The 16,428-nt window shown below is 32.0% G+C and carries 13 protein-coding genes; 4 read left to right on the forward strand and 9 right to left on the reverse strand.

Going from position 1 to position 16,428, the window contains the following annotated elements; genetic code table 11:
• Nucleotides 1-42 precede the first annotated feature (42 nt).
• Genes bioB through MY490_RS18855 form a run of 3 tightly spaced genes read right to left on the reverse strand, consistent with a single transcriptional unit; the run spans nucleotide 43 to nucleotide 2,315 of the window.
• Nucleotides 43-1,038: a biotin synthase BioB gene (gene bioB / locus MY490_RS18845; RefSeq protein WP_248267049.1), complete on the reverse strand. Its 996-nt coding sequence runs from the start codon at nucleotides 1,036-1,038 to the stop codon at nucleotides 43-45.
• A 16-nt stretch (nucleotides 1,039-1,054) separates the two neighbouring features.
• The gene (gene bioD / locus MY490_RS18850; protein ID WP_248267050.1) at nucleotides 1,055-1,741 is read right to left on the reverse strand and encodes a dethiobiotin synthase; all 687 of its coding nucleotides are present in this window, start codon (nucleotides 1,739-1,741) and stop codon (nucleotides 1,055-1,057) included.
• 1 nt (nucleotide 1,742) lies between these two features.
• Complete coding sequence (locus MY490_RS18855; protein ID WP_248267051.1) at nucleotides 1,743-2,315, reverse strand: biotin transporter BioY; 573 nt, start codon at nucleotides 2,313-2,315, stop codon at nucleotides 1,743-1,745.
• A gap of 139 nt (nucleotides 2,316-2,454) precedes the next feature.
• Here MY490_RS18855 and bioA point away from each other — a divergent pair, with 139 nt between their 5' ends.
• Nucleotides 2,455-3,813: an adenosylmethionine--8-amino-7-oxononanoate transaminase gene (gene bioA, locus MY490_RS18860; protein ID WP_248267052.1), complete on the forward strand. Its 1,359-nt coding sequence runs from the start codon at nucleotides 2,455-2,457 to the stop codon at nucleotides 3,811-3,813.
• 87 nt (nucleotides 3,814-3,900) lie between these two features.
• On the opposite strand, the gene MY490_RS18865 is transcribed toward bioA, so the two are convergent.
• Nucleotides 3,901-5,136 (reverse strand): helix-turn-helix domain-containing protein, encoded by a 1,236-nt coding sequence (locus MY490_RS18865; RefSeq protein WP_248267053.1) that lies wholly within the window; start codon nucleotides 5,134-5,136, stop codon nucleotides 3,901-3,903.
• A 258-nt stretch (nucleotides 5,137-5,394) separates the two neighbouring features.
• On the opposite strand from MY490_RS18865, the gene MY490_RS18870 reads away from it, so the two are divergent.
• Nucleotides 5,395-6,306, forward strand: coding sequence for a LysR family transcriptional regulator (locus MY490_RS18870; RefSeq protein ID WP_248267054.1), 912 nt, complete (start codon nucleotides 5,395-5,397; stop codon nucleotides 6,304-6,306).
• Between the two features lie 74 nt (nucleotides 6,307-6,380).
• Here the strand turns inward: MY490_RS18870 and MY490_RS18875 are convergent, their stop codons facing one another.
• The 3 genes from MY490_RS18875 to MY490_RS18885 are packed head-to-tail and all read right to left on the reverse strand — an operon-like array spanning nucleotide 6,381 to nucleotide 9,783.
• Nucleotides 6,381-7,685 carry a VTT domain-containing protein gene (locus MY490_RS18875; protein ID WP_248267055.1) on the reverse strand — a complete coding sequence of 435 codons (1,305 nt, stop codon included), beginning with the start codon at nucleotides 7,683-7,685 and terminating at the stop codon, nucleotides 6,381-6,383.
• A gap of 33 nt (nucleotides 7,686-7,718) precedes the next feature.
• Nucleotides 7,719-9,083: a sensor histidine kinase gene (locus MY490_RS18880; RefSeq protein WP_248267056.1), complete on the reverse strand. Its 1,365-nt coding sequence runs from the start codon at nucleotides 9,081-9,083 to the stop codon at nucleotides 7,719-7,721.
• Between the two features lies 1 nt (nucleotide 9,084).
• Nucleotides 9,085-9,783 (reverse strand): response regulator transcription factor, encoded by a 699-nt coding sequence (locus MY490_RS18885; protein WP_248267057.1) that lies wholly within the window; start codon nucleotides 9,781-9,783, stop codon nucleotides 9,085-9,087.
• A gap of 245 nt (nucleotides 9,784-10,028) precedes the next feature.
• On the opposite strand from MY490_RS18885, the gene MY490_RS18890 reads away from it, so the two are divergent.
• Nucleotides 10,029-13,145, forward strand: a complete 3,117-nt coding sequence (locus MY490_RS18890; RefSeq protein WP_248267058.1) for an efflux RND transporter permease subunit — start codon at nucleotides 10,029-10,031, stop codon at nucleotides 13,143-13,145.
• 654 nt (nucleotides 13,146-13,799) lie between these two features.
• Here the strand turns inward: MY490_RS18890 and MY490_RS18895 are convergent.
• Complete coding sequence (locus MY490_RS18895; protein ID WP_248267059.1) at nucleotides 13,800-14,129, reverse strand: hypothetical protein; 330 nt, start codon at nucleotides 14,127-14,129, stop codon at nucleotides 13,800-13,802.
• 236 nt (nucleotides 14,130-14,365) lie between these two features.
• On the opposite strand from MY490_RS18895, the gene MY490_RS18900 reads away from it, so the two are divergent.
• Nucleotides 14,366-15,133, forward strand: coding sequence for a TSUP family transporter (locus tag MY490_RS18900; RefSeq protein WP_248267060.1), 768 nt, complete (start codon nucleotides 14,366-14,368; stop codon nucleotides 15,131-15,133).
• Between the two features lie 99 nt (nucleotides 15,134-15,232).
• Here MY490_RS18900 and MY490_RS18905 read toward each other — a convergent pair whose 3' ends face one another.
• Nucleotides 15,233-16,408 (reverse strand): thiolase family protein, encoded by a 1,176-nt coding sequence (locus MY490_RS18905; protein WP_248267061.1) that lies wholly within the window; start codon nucleotides 16,406-16,408, stop codon nucleotides 15,233-15,235.
• Nucleotides 16,409-16,428 lie beyond the last annotated feature (20 nt).

The raw sequence follows: 16,428 nt of genomic DNA on the forward strand, positions 1-16,428 counted from the left end.
AAAAAAAACGAAAATCTTATTTTTAAGATTTTCGTTTTTTTATTATGAGAATATCTCTTCTTGTTTTCCAACCAACTCAATCTCAAACCCTAAATCTTCTAGCATTGCATGGTCACTATTTGTTTCCTGCCCCTCCGTTGTCAAATAATCACCTATGAAAATACTATTTGCAGCATACAGTCCTAGTGGTTGTAAACTACGCAGATTTACTTCTCGTCCTCCGGAAATTCGAATTTCTTTTGTTGGATTTATAAAGCGGAAAAGTGCTAATACTTTTAAACAATAACGAGGATTTAATTCGTTTACTCCCTCTAGTTTCGTTCCATTAATAGCATGTAAAAAGTTTACCGGAATGGAATCTGCATCCAACTTATGTAATGACCTTGCGATCGAAATCACATCATGTTTTGTTTCCTTCATCCCAATAATGGCTCCCGAACACGGAGATATACCTGACTGTTTAACTTTCTCAACCGTATCGATTCGATCCTGATATGTATGAGTTGTCGTAATATAATTATGGTGCTCAGCTGATGTATTTAAATTATGATTATATCGATCAACACCTGCTTCTTTAAGTTCATTTGCTTGATGATCTTTAATAATCCCTAAGCAAGCACATACTTTCATACCATATAATTCTTTAATTTCCTTAACTGCATCCGTTACTACATTTACATCTCGATTCGTTGGTCCGCGCCCACTTGCAACAATGCAATATGTACCTGCTTTTAATTCAAAAGCACGCTTTGCCCCATCAAGAATTTCTTCTTTAGATAGAAAAGGATATTTCTCAATAGGTGCACTAGATATTGAAGACTGAGAACAATAGCCGCAATCCTCAGGACAATAGCCACTTTTAGCATTAATAATCATATTAAGTTTAACTTTTTTTCCATAATAATATTTCCTAATCATAAATGCACCGTGTAAAAGTGAAAGTAAATCATCATCTTCACATGACAATATGCTTAAAGCTTCCTCATCTGAAATTACTTTACCTAGAATAACCTCTTGCGCTAATTTCGTCCAATTCATATGATCACTCACCATTTCATTGATTTTTCGTTAATAATTGCTGGAATTCTAAAATAGATGTTTCTGTAAAGAAATCCGTGTGCTCCGGTATGACTCCAAGAATGTCATGACCTGTTAATTTTTCTAGCATAATTAAATTATCCTTTTCCATTTCTCCCATAACTGATGGTACTTTATTAATTAATAATCCCAATAGATTAATTTTGTGTGATTTTAAATATTCAGTTGTTAATACGGTATGATTAATTGTTCCTAGCTTTAATGATGTCACAAGGATTACTGGTAAGTTTAAAAGTTTTATTAAATCAATCGTTCCAAAATTTTCTTTTAGCGGAACTGCAACTCCACCCGCTCCTTCAACAAAAACAACGTCATGCTTATTTTCTAATTGCTTATATTTTTCTAAAATAACTTGTTCATCAATAAAAACATCTTCTAGTTTACTAGATAAATGTGGTGAAACAGGTGTTTCAAATGTGTATGTACTGTAGTAAAGATGTTCTTCTGTTAGTGCTAGCTTCTCTTTATAAAAGGCTACGTCTTCCCCTATAATCTTATTGTTAATATTGACTACTCCACTTTGAATTGGCTTATAAGGAATTGCATCGATTCCTTTGTTCCGTAAACAATCCACCATTTGAGTAGTTACATAAGTTTTTCCAATATTCGTATCGATACCAGTAACAAAATATCCTTTTCCCATCTTAAGCAGCCACCTTTTTTTCATTTTCTCTAGCATTTTTAAAATGGGAATGTAGGCGCACCGCCAATACTCCCCCCAAAACAGCTAGTAATAAATCTTGCCCAATACTATATACGAGTCCCATCATTAGAACGTCTTTAAATGAAACGGAACTATCTAACCAAGTGTTTAATGAGATATATACATATGTAATGCCTAGAATATAAACAATAATTAACCCTATCACATTAGCAAAAATGAAATTCTTAAGTTTTGGTTCCCTCGTTTTTTCAACGATTGATCCAATTACAAACGCAGCCATAATGAATCCGATTAGGTACCCAAATGTTGGTTTTAATACATATTCAGGTCCACCACCTGAAGCAAATACTGGTATTCCGATTAATCCAATTCCAACATACAGTAGTTGGCTCATCATTCCTTTTTTACTTCCTAAAAGGCAGCCCGCTAAAAATACGAAAAGAATTTGAAGCGTAAAAGGAATCACAGGTAAAGGAATTTTTATAAAGGCTCCAATCGATGTTAGTGAGGCAAATAATGATATTACTGTTAATGATAAAGTTCTATTTTGCATTGTATCCCCCCTATTAGTTTATTAGTTTGGCAAATTAGCAAAATTTGACAAACTAACAAAATTAAATTAACATGCAATTGAAATATATGTCAACCAAACTATAAAATTAGGTTAACATATAAAACAGGGGGGAACATATATGATTCATGAACTATATCAAGATTTATCTAAAAAAAATAAACAGTATCTTTGGCACCCTTTTACTCAAATGAAGGATTATCTAAACGAAGATCCACTAATTATTTCACATGGTAAAGATCGAAAACTATATGATGTATTAGGTAATGAATATTACGATGGTGTATCCTCTATTTGGTTAAATGTTCATGGTCATAATATTCAAGAATTAAATGAAGCAATTCATGAACAATTAGAGAAGGTTGCCCATTCAACTCTTTTAGGAATGGCCAATATTCCTGCGATTCTTTTAGCAGAAAGACTAGTCGAAATTTCTCCTAACGGCTTAGAGAAAGTTTTTTATTCAGACTCGGGAGCAACCTCAGTTGAAATTGCGATTAAAATGGCTTATCAATATTGGCGAAACTTAGGTAAATCCAATAAAAATACTTTTGTTACGATGAAAGAAGCATATCATGGAGATACAATCGGAGCAGTGTCCGTAGGAGCAATTGACTTATATCATCAAGCATATAATGAGTTACTGTTTCCAAGCATAAAGGTTTCTTATCCACATCTTTATCGTTCGAAATATGTGGGAACTGAAGAGGAAATAATTAATTCCTATTTAAAAGAGGTTGAAAATTTATTCATCGAAAAGGCTAATTCAATTGCGGCATTAATTATTGAACCAATTGTTCAAGGAGCTAGTGGAATTATTGTCATGCCAAAAGGGTATTTAAAAGCAATACAGGAATTATGCATAAAGTATGATGTATTGTTAATTGCTGATGAAGTTGCAACAGGATTTGGTCGAACCGGAAAAATGTTTGCTTGTGAACTAGAAGGAGTTACGCCTGATATTTTAACTTGTGGAAAAGGGTTAACTGGTGGCTATTTACCAGTAGCAGCAACTTTAACGACAAACAGAATTTATGAAGCATTTTTAGGCACATACGAAGAACAAAAAACTTTCTTTCATGGTCACAGCTATACAGGTAATCCCCTTGGATGCGCGGTTGCATTAGCGAATCTAGATTTATTTAATAAATCGAAATTATTGCAACACGTCGAAAAAATCTCATCTTATGTCCAAGAGAAACTGGTGCAATTTAATGAGTTAAAACATGTTGGAGATATACGTCAAAGTGGCTTGATGATTGGAATTGAACTAGTAAAATCAAAGGATACGAAAGAAGCTTTCCATTGGAACGAACGAATTGGTGTGAAAGTAACCAAAAGAGCAAAAGAGCTTGGACTACTCACCCGTCCCCTTAGTAATGTTATTGTATTTATGCCTCCATTAGCTTCAAAGGAATCGGAGCTTGATGAAATGATTGATATTCTTTATATTGCTATTTCTGAAATTACGGAATTGTAAGTTAGCCATCTAATCAAATTTTTAGGAAACAATAAAACCATGAACTAGAGAACAAATCTACTATGTTCATGGTTTCGTTTAATCAATTCACTTGAATTGAAGTTCTAATTCAATCGCCTTGTCAAACTGCTTGCACTGAATATAATATTCATATAATTTTTTTCCATATTGCTCATAATAATTAATATTATTTGTTGATTTAAATTGAGGAACTGCCACTTCTCTCAAAAATTTATAATATCTTTTTTTATTGCTTTCACAGCTCAGCTTTAAGAGCATAAATAATGTAAGGTGGATTGAACTTTGGTGCTTTTTTGCTAGTTTACTTCCAAAATCAATCAACTCTAAAAGTTCAGTCTTATCAAGCAAGCTTCCTTCTAAACATGCCTCTACATAATTATAATAACGTCTCAAATAATAAATTTTGCTATTTTTTGTTAAGTGCAAGGATTGTTCAAAACAGTTAGATGCTTCTTCAAAATCTCTTCTTTTAAAATATTTAACACCTAAATTATTAAGTAGAATTCCTTTTTGTATTTGCGCACCCACGCTATCGCAACTACTAATTAAACTATGATACTTATTGATTAACTCATCAAAATCAACGTCCTGTTCATCATCGTATTGAAATAACAGTAGTGATTGAGCATTAATTGCCTGAACGTAGTTATGGGTCTTAGTAAAATAATTTAGAGCTTTTCTTGCATAAATATATGATAATAATTTAGATCCTGCAAAATAGTATGCGAGTGCAAGATGGTAAAAATACTCTTCATTTCTATATGTATCATTAATTTGATTCAATACTCTTACAGCATTTCTCATATCATCACATACTGAAATTCTATAAATGCTAATGTAATAGATTCCTTTCACATGTAAAAGAAAATTCTTTTCGTATTCACTAAGATGTTCATATTCTTTTTCAATTTTTCCTATTGTTTTTTTAGCTTTTTTAAACATCTTCTTATAAAGATAAAATCTTGCCAACAATAATAAATATTGATAGGCATATTTTGTTGACAAAATAAAAGGTATATTCTTAAGTTGGTTATAGATGTCATCAATACATTGGGATTTTTGCTTTATAATGGCTAAGTTTAAATCATTCAATTTCTTTTCAATTAAATGATAGGATTCTTGCTTTTCATTCAAATCTATACCTAACCGTTCAGAAAATGAGGCTATTATATCAGGAGAAAGTATAACTTTTCCATTTTCAAATTTACTCAAATATGATTTAGAGCAAATTCCTTCACATAGCATTTCTTGACTAAATCCTCTTTTCTCACGGTAAAACTTAATTATTTTCCCGACTACCATCATTTCCCTCCTTCATTTTAATTACAGAACCTGCGTAATTTTTATGTATTGAACTTCTTATTTTCTATTTGTTTAAGTCGATATCGTAATCAATATTTCTTTGTAAATAATTACTAGTCTTTTTAATCACAAGATAAGCCTCCACTTTTTCTTTTTACAGATTATTGAGTTAATTATAATGGTAGACTATTATAAAATATATTTAGTGTTTTTTATAATCCATTATTAAAAATTCTTAATATAGAAAGATGTGGCACAATGCATATTGAAAGGCTTAAATACATTTATGAAGTTTCTCTAACAAATTCTATCTCAATAGCTTCTCAAAATTTACATGTCACACAATCGGCAATTAGTCAGGCAATCTCAAGTGTTGAAGATGAATTAGGAGTTAAAATTTTCAATCGCGATCGACAAGGAACAAACCTTACATTTGAAGGAAAGCAATTAATTGAAACAATAAAAGAACTGTTACAAAATTATCAAAAATTAATAGAACAATCTGTGAGTCTCCACAATGAACCTAGTGAGGTATTAAAGATTGCTACAATCCCTGGACATATGGCTACTATCCTAAAAACCTTTTCTAAACTAAAAAAAGATCATCCAAATATCTCTCTAAGCGTAGTAGAAAAAGGGTCAAATGAGATTGTAGAGGGTGTAATAAAACAAAAATATGACTTTGGTTTCATTCAATTTAGAGATTATTTAATAAAAGATCTAAAAAAAATTCAGGCAGAAGTTTTACTGAGTAGCCCTATTCATATTTGCGTTAGTAAGTCCTCACATTTAGCATTTAAAAATTCGGTAACAATTAACGATTTAAAAGATGAAAGCTTTGTACTTTATAATGATGACTATCTAAATTCTTTAACGGAGTATTTAAAAGATTTTCCAATGAAAGTATTATTTGTAACTGATAATTTAGAGGTTATAAGGGGTGCAGTTATTGAAAACTTGGCAATCACATTTGATACAAGTATTTCCTTAAAAAATGAAGCGTCCATTTTAAATGGACAGACTGTTTCAATTCCCTTAATTGGTGTAGAACCTTCGACGATACCGATTGGATGGATCCGTTCAAATTGCTCATTCTCATCTAATTTATATGAAAAGTTTATAAATCTTTTAAAGATTGAATTGGAATGGCTAGATAATAAAATGAGGTAGCTAATTACTAAAAAAAATCAAGAAACCGTGGTAGTTTACTAACACGGTTTCTTGATTTTGAATGTTTATTTGGTTTACGTTTTTAACAATTTTTCCTCTCGCATATTCTCTTTTAACAGCGATACAAATCTAAACAATTCCAGTGAAAATATGATTCCACTTAACCAAACCGAACTGAATACAAACCCAGCAGCAATGTCACTAGGCAATAAGTGGTGCAAGTAGACACTACTAATCGAAAATAATACAACAACAAAGATAAAACAAAAGAACATGATCAAATTAAGCATATAAGCTTTGTTGTGCCGAATTAACATAATAATGAAATAACCTAATACAGTTAAAATCAACATAGACTCTTCATTTGGAAAGTTTTTACTTACATTACTAGCCAACATAAAGTTGAATATCCAAGGAATTCCTTTAGATAGGATAAGAATCCCTGCTAAACTAGCGATAAAAAAGAGCAATTCAAGCCATTTATTTTTGTTATTTATCAGTATCACTAAAATTGTAGCAAGTGAAATCGTCACTAAAACCTTCCAATTCGATAATGAATAGATAAAATTCATACTTCCATGCCAATTTTGATTAAATAAATTAAAAACAATGGTCTTGAATATGGAATTGAATTTATCGAATTCATTGCTAATAGTGTCTTGAATTAACCCGACCATTAAGATAAAAAACGTTACGAAAAAAATTAAACAGATTAAGATGATCAATTTTATTTTCATAAAACTTTTAAATCTCCTGAAACTTGATTCAAAAATTAATAGTAAAGACTCTTTAATTATTTCCTTATTTGTTTTAATAACAAAGAAAGTGAGCACGATAAATCCTAATAATATGCTACCTAATACTAACCACTTTTTAATTTCAACTTGATAGATATCCCATTTAGGCCCCATAGCCTGTCCTAACCAAATAAACGTTCCAATCCAAAGAAATACACCTATATATGAAAAAATAGCAAAGGATCGATATGGTAATTTAATGATTCCAGAAATAATGCTTGCAAAATGTCTAATCCCCGGAATAAAGAACGATACTAGTAATAATACCTTCCCATATTTTTCATACCATTTTGACATCTTTTCGATTTTTTCTGGTCCCATATGGATATAGTGTCCAAACTTACGAAAAAATGGTGTACCAAGTTTATATCCTAACCAGTAGGAAATGGTTACTCCAACTACTCCTCCGAGCCCGGCAGAAATAATGGATAATACAATATTCATCTTCCCATGAAAACATAAAACACCTACATAACTCATCAATGCTTCATTCGGTATAGGAACTATAATCAATTCCAACATTAATGATAAAAATAGGATAATATAGCCATATTCATTTAATAAATGGATGATTTCGTTCATATTAAACCCTCAATTTTCAATACTCTGTACTGATTATTTTCTCTTAATCTCATCTAGTGGAAATACTACTTCTACTTCCGTTCCTACATTTTCAACACTTTTTATATTAATCTTCCCATTATGCAAGCTAATTATATTTTTAGCAATTGAAAGTCCAAGTCCAGTGCCACCACTAACTTCACGGCTACGCGCTTTATCAATTCGATAAAATCGTTCGAAAATATTTTCTAATTCTTCCTCTCGAATCCCAATCCCATAATCTTTTATTGAAAGAATAGCGGATTCACTACTACAACTAATGTTGATCTCAATTTTGTCTGAACTGTACTTTATTGCATTATCTAAGAAGATAATAATAACTTGTTTAATTTTAAGTTCATGACCTTTAATAAATATTTTCTGTTTTTGAGCGTGTAAAGTAATTTCTCGTTTATACACTTTTTGGAGCTGAACTAAAGTAGAATTACATAAAGCAACTAGTTCAACTGGATTCATTTCGATATTCTTTAAATTCTCCGATTCGGCTAAAGCTAATAAAGTCTTTGTTAAATCTTGCATACGGTTGGCTTCGGAATAAATCGTCTCAATTGCTTCCGCCGCCATTTCCTCATTTTTAAAACCACGTCTTCTTAATAAATTAGCAAAGCTACTTATAACTGTAATTGGAGTTTTTAACTCGTGAGATGCATCTGATACAAACTGCTTCTGTTTTTCGATGCTGTCTTGTAGCCTGCTGATCATTCGATTAAATGTGCTTGCCATTTTGTGTAATTCATCTTTCGTTTCATTTTTTATTAAGATTTTTTTTGGAACCCCACTTTTTTCAATATCTTCCATCGTAGTAATCATTGAAGTAATTGGATTCATAATAATGCGTGTTAACCATCTTCCACCCATCATTGATAAGATTGCTGAAACACCCGTAACGATTGCCATTATTGTTAGTAACAAATCTTTTCGACCTTCTAGTCCAACCAACAACTCCCCAATTTCGAGCGTTCCAATCACTTTTTGGTCCTGTAAAATTGGTACACGTACGACTATATTTTGATGCTCACTAAAAGGGATTAACTTCGTTTCTTCTTTTATAGTGAACTTAGGTTTTATACGATTCAGTAGTTTATCATTACTAACTTCTGTCACAATTTTTGAGTTTCGATCAATAATTCGAATATAAGAATGATTAGACATAAATGGATATAATACCTCTTCATTCATCTTTAATGTGATAGAAATATTTTGTTTTTTTAAGATTTCATGAGCCTTTTGACTCACAACATGTTCTTCCATATTTACAGTCGTTTTCATAAACAAATAAAAAACTAACCCGTTAATTAAAACCAGAATGATTAAGATCCATGAAGTAATTAGCAAATTTATTTTAGTCGTTATTTTCATGTTAACCCTTCCTCATTGTGTACCCCACACCTCTTATCGTTCGAATTAAAGGAACGTCAAAGTCCTCTTCAATTTTCTTTCTTAAATGTCTAATGTACACATCAACAACATTTGTTTCGCCTTCATACTCATAACCCCAAACGGTTGTTATGATGCCTTCTCTTGTCAAAATTTTATTTTGATTTGTTAATAGATAAACTAATAAATCATACTCTTTTGGTGTTAATGAAATGACTTTATCATCCCTCTTTACTTCCCTAGCTTCCAAATTAACAACTAAATCCTCAATCGTTAAAATGGGATCTTCGTCTTCGCTTTTCTTAAATTCATGAACAAGATTACTTGATCGTAAACATGAACGTATTCTTGCTAATACTTCTTCGATTTCAAAAGGTTTCGTAATATAATCATTTGCACCATAATCGAGTCCGATAATCTTATCATGTGTAGCATCTCTAGCAGTTAATAAAATTACGGGCACAAATTGATTTGTTTTTCTTATTCTTCTTAATACTTCGATTCCACTCAATTCAGGTAACATAACATCTAATAAAATTAGATCGACATTATTGCTTAAAGCCGACTCTAAACCAGATTTTCCATTATGTTCGACCAATACTTCATAACCCTCATATTCTATTTCTAATTTTAAAACTCGAGCTATATTCACTTCATCCTCGATAATTAAGATTTTCTTCATTTAACCCACCTATTTCTATTAATAGTTTTAGTGTCTCGAAAAACTCTATTCTATTTTTAAGACTGATTGTAGTCTTAGAAGTTCCTTGTATACATGCCATTATAGAACGTTTAATTCGTATTTTTTTCATTTTAATCTAATTTTAATTGATTATTCATTAAAGTTTCAGTTAGGAAATTTACAATGACATGGAGTTGATTATGAAATAATTTTCAATATTACATAAAACTCTAAGGAGGTATAAGATGAAAAAAATTATAGAAGGGACCATGCAAAGAGCAATTTTAATGATTGTTTGCGTCGTTATGATCGTAACTTGGGGTGCTATTTCAGCTTACCAAATGCAACGCGATTATTTACCAGGTATAAACAATTCAACGCTTACAGTAAGCATGCGACTACCTATGTACCAGGCCGATCAAGTAAAACAAATTATTACCAATAATCTTGAAAGTGCTGTAAGAACAACAGAGGGATTACAAGATATTGAAACAAGCTCCTATGATGGTGGAGTTTTTATGAGTCTGTATTTTCCAATGAATACAGATATGAAACAAGCTGAAATTGATGTAAATAAAGCTTTAGAAAATGCGGATATCCCTCCGACAATTACTTCTAAACCTCTAGTTACTAGACTTACAACTAGTTCATTTCCAATATTAACTTACAGTTTAACTAGTGATAAATTAGATGATAATACTTTAAAATCAGTAACACAAATGGATATTGTGCAACACCTTCAAACAGTTCCAGGTGTATCCGATGTATCAGTATTTGGTGGTGCAAAAGACGGGTACGTATTAACCGTTAGAACGAAGGATCTAGCAAAATATAAACTTACTTTAGATGACTTAAATAAAGCATTAGCTGTATCAGTTCCGTCCTTACCTGAAGGAACGATCTTACAAAATCAATTGTCTATTCCAGTTAAATTTGATGGATGGAATTTAAATGTTAAACAGTTAAATGATGTAAAAATTAAAAATTCAGATGGTGATCAAATTCCACTTTCAGCATTCGCAACTGTTACTCACGCTTTAAATGATGTAAAAACGATTGCAAGAACAGATGGAAAAACAAGTGTTCAATTAAATATTATTAAAACACAAAGTGCTAACATTACAGACGTAGCAAAAAATGTAAAGGAAAGAATTCAAAGCTTACAACAAGTAAAAGACGGTACTGTAAAATTAACAACACAATTAGATCGTGAAAAAGAATTAAATGATTCATTAAACGGTTTAATTCGTGAAGGTTTACTTGGATGTCTTTTCTCAATGATTTGCGTATTTTTCTTCTTCCGCAATGTAAAATCAACATTAGTCATTGCAATTTCATTACCAATTTCTTTATTAGCAACAACAGCTATCCTAAAATCAATGGGGATTACTCTTAATATTTTAACCGTCTCAGGTTTAATCGTTGCAATGGGTCGTATTGTTGATGATTCCATCGTTATCCTTGATAATATGTACCGCAAAAGAGAGCAAAATCCTGATAAATCATTATTATTTTCATTGAGTTCAGCAGTTTATGAAATGACACCAGCAATTTTAGCGTCTACACTTACGACAATTGCAGTTTATATTCCAATTGCCTTTGTAGGAGGAGCTATTAGTGCTTCATATAGTGGTTTTGCATGGTCTGTTGTTATCTCTCTAATTATATCGTTCTTTGTAGCAATTCTTGTTATACCAGCACTTGCGCTAATGGGTTGGAAAAACAATACAAATAAAACAAATGCTGTTTCTTTAGAACCAATGATGAAACCGATCTTATTATCATCATTAAAGAAGAAAAAACTTACAATTATCATTTCAGCTCTACTGTTTATTTTCGCAGTAGCATTTGGTTCGTTTTTACCAGTCTCATTCTTACCAAGTGCTAAAACTGGACAAGTGGCAATTAAACTTGAATTACCTCAAGGAAGTACATTAATGCAGGTAGATTCTGAAGTTCAAAAGGTAGAAAATCAGTTAAAAACTAATCCTAAAATAAAATCTTATCTAGCTAATTTTGGATCAACAAATACGCCACAAAGTGATGATGTATTTGACCAAGGCGGTGGTTTCCTACAAAAACCTAATGTAGCGAATCTTTCTGTTGTTTTAAAGAACGACAAAGACTCAGACCAAGTCATTAAAGAGCTTGGGAACCAACTTCCACAATTATCTAAAAATGTAGCTTATACTGTTTCAAGTCAAAGTATTGCTGGTGATGATTCTTTATTGAAAGTCATATTTACTGGCTCTGATCAAGCTACACTAGATAAAATTGCAGATCAAATGAGATCAAAACTTGTTAAAATTGATGGACTAAGTGTTGATGGAAAAGTCGATTTAACATCTGGACTTCCGAAATATAAAATTACATTTAACCAACCAGCAATTGAACAAAATGGAATTCAATTAGCAGATATAACGAAAGTAATTAACCGTTATATGTCACAATCTAAAGATGCTACATTTGTAGTTGACCATATAAGTCTGCCAGTTGATATGTATCTCGATCAAATTAGTAGTGGAAATACTCAAGTTCAATTAAATGCATCACCAGAAGATGTAATCAATTCGCTTAAAAATGAAACTTTCCTAACAAGTAGTAATAAAACCGTCAAACTCGAACAAATTGCATCTATAACGAAAGATAATGCTCCTTCAACGATTAATGAACGCAATGGAGAGCCTTACTCAATCGTTACAGGTCAAATTACTTCAAATGATATTAGTAAAGTTTCAAAACAAGTTGATGACGTCATTAGTAAACAAGCTCTTCCTAAGGGAGTAACTTACTCTATGGGAGGTATTACTCAACAAGTTAAAGAAATGATTTTTGATATGTCAATTGCCGTAGCCTTCTCTATACTTTTAGTTATGGTTATTACTTCATCATTATTTAAAGGATGGAGAGCCCCTGTTTCAGTATTATTAAGTATCCCACTAGCATTAAGTGGTGTTGTTATCTCTCTAGTATTAGTAGGTGGAGAGTGGAATTTAGCAGCACTAATTGGGGTCTTAATGTTAACTGGAATTGTCGTAACAAATGGTATTGTTCTAGTTGATAAAATTGAGCGTAATCGTAAAAACGGTATGAATACCGAAGAAGCCGTTATTTCTGGTAGTCTTTCAAGGATTAGACCAATCTTAATTACAGCAGCTACAACAATTTTAACACTATTACCACTAGCATTTTCACACCAAGGTGATACTGTCATTTCACAGACATTAGGAATTGTGGTTATAGGTGGGATGATCACCTCTACTTTAAATAGCTTTTTAGTAATACCAATTATTTATCAATGGTTGCATAAAAAACAATCAAATAAGAATGTAATTTCAACTGAGGAAGTTAATTCACTATAATTTTTTAAAGGTAACTCTTGTATTTGAGAGTTACCTTTTCTATTTTAGAAAAAATATTTCTTAGGCTAAAATCTTTTACAAGTTTTCATCTAAATAAATAAAAAATGTATAGTCAAAACACTGACAAGCTATCTACATTGAACATATTGATAGTTAGAAGACCTAAATAAGATTAAATTTAATGGGTGATATATAATGAAGAAATGTAACTGTGACTGTGAGCCATGTAGATGCGAACCTAAACCTCCGTGCCCACCAATAAAGCCACATCTACCACCGAAGCCACCAAGTCCGCCGCCTAAGCCACCGTGTCCACCGCCTAAGCCGCCATGTCCGCCGCCTAAGCCACCGTGTCCACCATGTCAACCGTGCCCGCCATGTCCTCCATGTAAATGTTGTTGTTGCGAACATAAGCAGGGCGATTGTCATGAACACAAGAATTGTGATTGCTGCGAACACAAGAAATGCGATTGCTGTACAGATGTAATTGCTAAGATATTAAGTGCTGTACAAATTAGTCCATCATCATCTCATTGCGATAAAAAAATTACTTTAAATATCAACATTAACTATAAATAAGAATTTCACCTGAATCTAACTCAAACGAAAACAAAAAAAATAGAGTGAAGAAACCTAGTGTTTCTCACTCTATTTTTATTTATTAAGATCGCTTTCCATTGTTATTGAATTACCTTTTATTTCTTCTAATGAATTAAGATAAATCTCGATTTCATTCATTTTTAGTTGAATATCTTTAATTGCATCTTCTAATATTTTGTTTAAATCATTTTGTACTTGCTTAATAACTTCATCATTTTCTAGACCATTAAATCGGATAATACGTTTAACTTTTAGTTCTTCAAGTGCCATCTTCATTTCGATTGTTGTAACAACTTCTTTTATCAAACGATTGATGTTTTTTTCAAAGTATTTTTCTTTAGCTTGTCCTATTTCTTTAATAGATATTGGTTGTTTGAAATTCAATCCGTACACACCTCTTAATTAAATTATCACATACCAATATATGCAAAATTATAGAAAACGGTACAAGTTAAATGAAAATCTCACCTTTTATATTTCAGTAATTACTTTAGCCCTATAAGGAAATATGTTTTTATTTTGTTATAATAAAAATAATTCCTATATTACTAAATTAATGATTTACTTTGTTTTATATTTTAACTACTATCAAATTAGTAATTAAAAGAAAGGTAGATTTGATGATATTCCATATTGATCCGACGTTATTATTAACTTTAATTGTATTTGGATTTTTAGCTGCATTTATTGATTCTGTAGTTGGAGGCGGTGGGCTAATTACTTTGCCAGTATTATTATTTACTGGTCTATCTCCAGCTGCTGCTGTCGCAACGAACAAATTAGCTGGATCAATCGGCTCTTTAACGAGCACAATCATGTTCTATCGTTCTGGAAAGCTTGATTTAAAATCTGTCTATAAATTATTCCCACTCACCTTTATTGGTTCCATTTTGGGAGCATGGACGGTTCATTTAATTGAACCTACAGTTCTTAAGCCTCTTATGCTCGTTATGCTTGCAGCAGTTGCAATATATACTATTTTTAAGAAAGATTGGGGAGATACGACTACCAATAAAAACCTCTCAGTTACTAGTATTATTTTGTTTATGCTTTTAATTTTTGGTATTGGTTTCTATGATGGATTCATTGGTCCTGGAACTGGTTCATTCCTAATATTTGCTTTTTTAATGATGGGGTTTGATTTTTTAAAAGCTGCAGGTAACGCAAAGTTTTTAAATTTTGGTAGTAATATAGCTGCATTATTAATGTTTATGTACTTGGGACAAATTCATTATGCCTATGGGCTAGCAATGGGACTTGCACAAATAGCAGGTGCAATTTGTGGTTCAAAATTCGCTATTAAAAAGGGCAGTGGCTACGTTCGAATCCTTTTTATTACAGTCACCTTTATCTTATTAGCAAAAAATACTTTTGATTATCTTCATTAAGATAATCATGAACGCTCAAACCGGATTAGATTGTTGTAAAAAATGGTAAGCAAATGATTGTAGAATTTGCTTACCATTTTCTTTTTAGTTAGATTTATATTATACAGCTTCTATGATAATTGAAACTCCTTGCCCGCCACCTACACATAAAGTTGCTAAACCAATTTGTTTCTTTTGACGTATTAATTCATGTAATAAAGTAACTACAATTCTTGTACCTGAACAACCGATTGGATGTCCTAATGCAATAGCTCCTCCATTTACATTAATAATTTCTTCTGATATATTTAATTCTTTATTTACTGCTAGTACTTGTGCAGCGAATGCTTCATTTATCTCTGCCAATTCTATATCCTGTATCGTTAGATTTGCTCGTTGCAGTGCTTTTTGTGTTGCTGGAACTGGTCCAATTCCCATAATCGAAGGAGCAACAGCAGCGCTTGCTACCGAACGAATTTTGGCAAGCGGTTTTAAACCATATTCTCGAACTGCTTGTTCAGATGCAACAATGACTGCAGCAGCACCATCATTTAATGATGAAGCGTTTCCAGCTGTCACTGTTCCATTCTCTTTAAAAGCTGCTTTAAGAGTTTGTAGTTTCTCTAGACTAGTATTTTTTATGTTCTCATCTTCTTTAAATAAAATGGGACCTTTTTTAGTTTTTATTGTAACTGGAACAATTTCATTTTCAAATTTGCCCTGCTCCCTAGCTCTAATCGCTTTTTGCTGACTTTCTAAAGCAAAAATGTCTTGCTCCTCGCGCGATATACGATAGTCTTCAACTAAATTTTCAGCTGTAACTCCCATATGATAACCTTCTATTGCACAGTGAAGCCCGTCATGAAAAATTGCATCTACTGTCCTTAAATCTCCCATTTTTTGTCCCCATCTTGCATTCATGACTAAATGTGGGACATTACTCATACTTTCCGTCCCTCCAGCAATTACAACATTGGAATCACCAGCTAGTATTTGATGATAGGCTAATGTAATTGCTCGCAGTCCGGATGCACATTGTTTATCTATTGTAATGGCTGGAATCGAGACAGGTAAACCAGCATTAATTGCGGCTTGTCTTGCTGGATTTCCTTTTAGTCCTGATTTTAGTACATTACCGATTACTACTTCATCAACACATTCTGCGGATATGCCAGATCGTTGCCATACCTCTTTAACAACTGTTGATGCTAGTTGTACTGCACCTACATCTTTTAATGAGCCTCCGAAACACCCAATTGGAGTTCTGAGCGCTTCAACTAAATATACATTCTGCATTCACGATCCCTCTCTTCGTT

Source organism: Gottfriedia acidiceleris, assembly GCF_023115465.1.
GTDB lineage: Bacteria > Bacillota > Bacilli > Bacillales > Bacillaceae_G > Gottfriedia > Gottfriedia acidiceleris_B.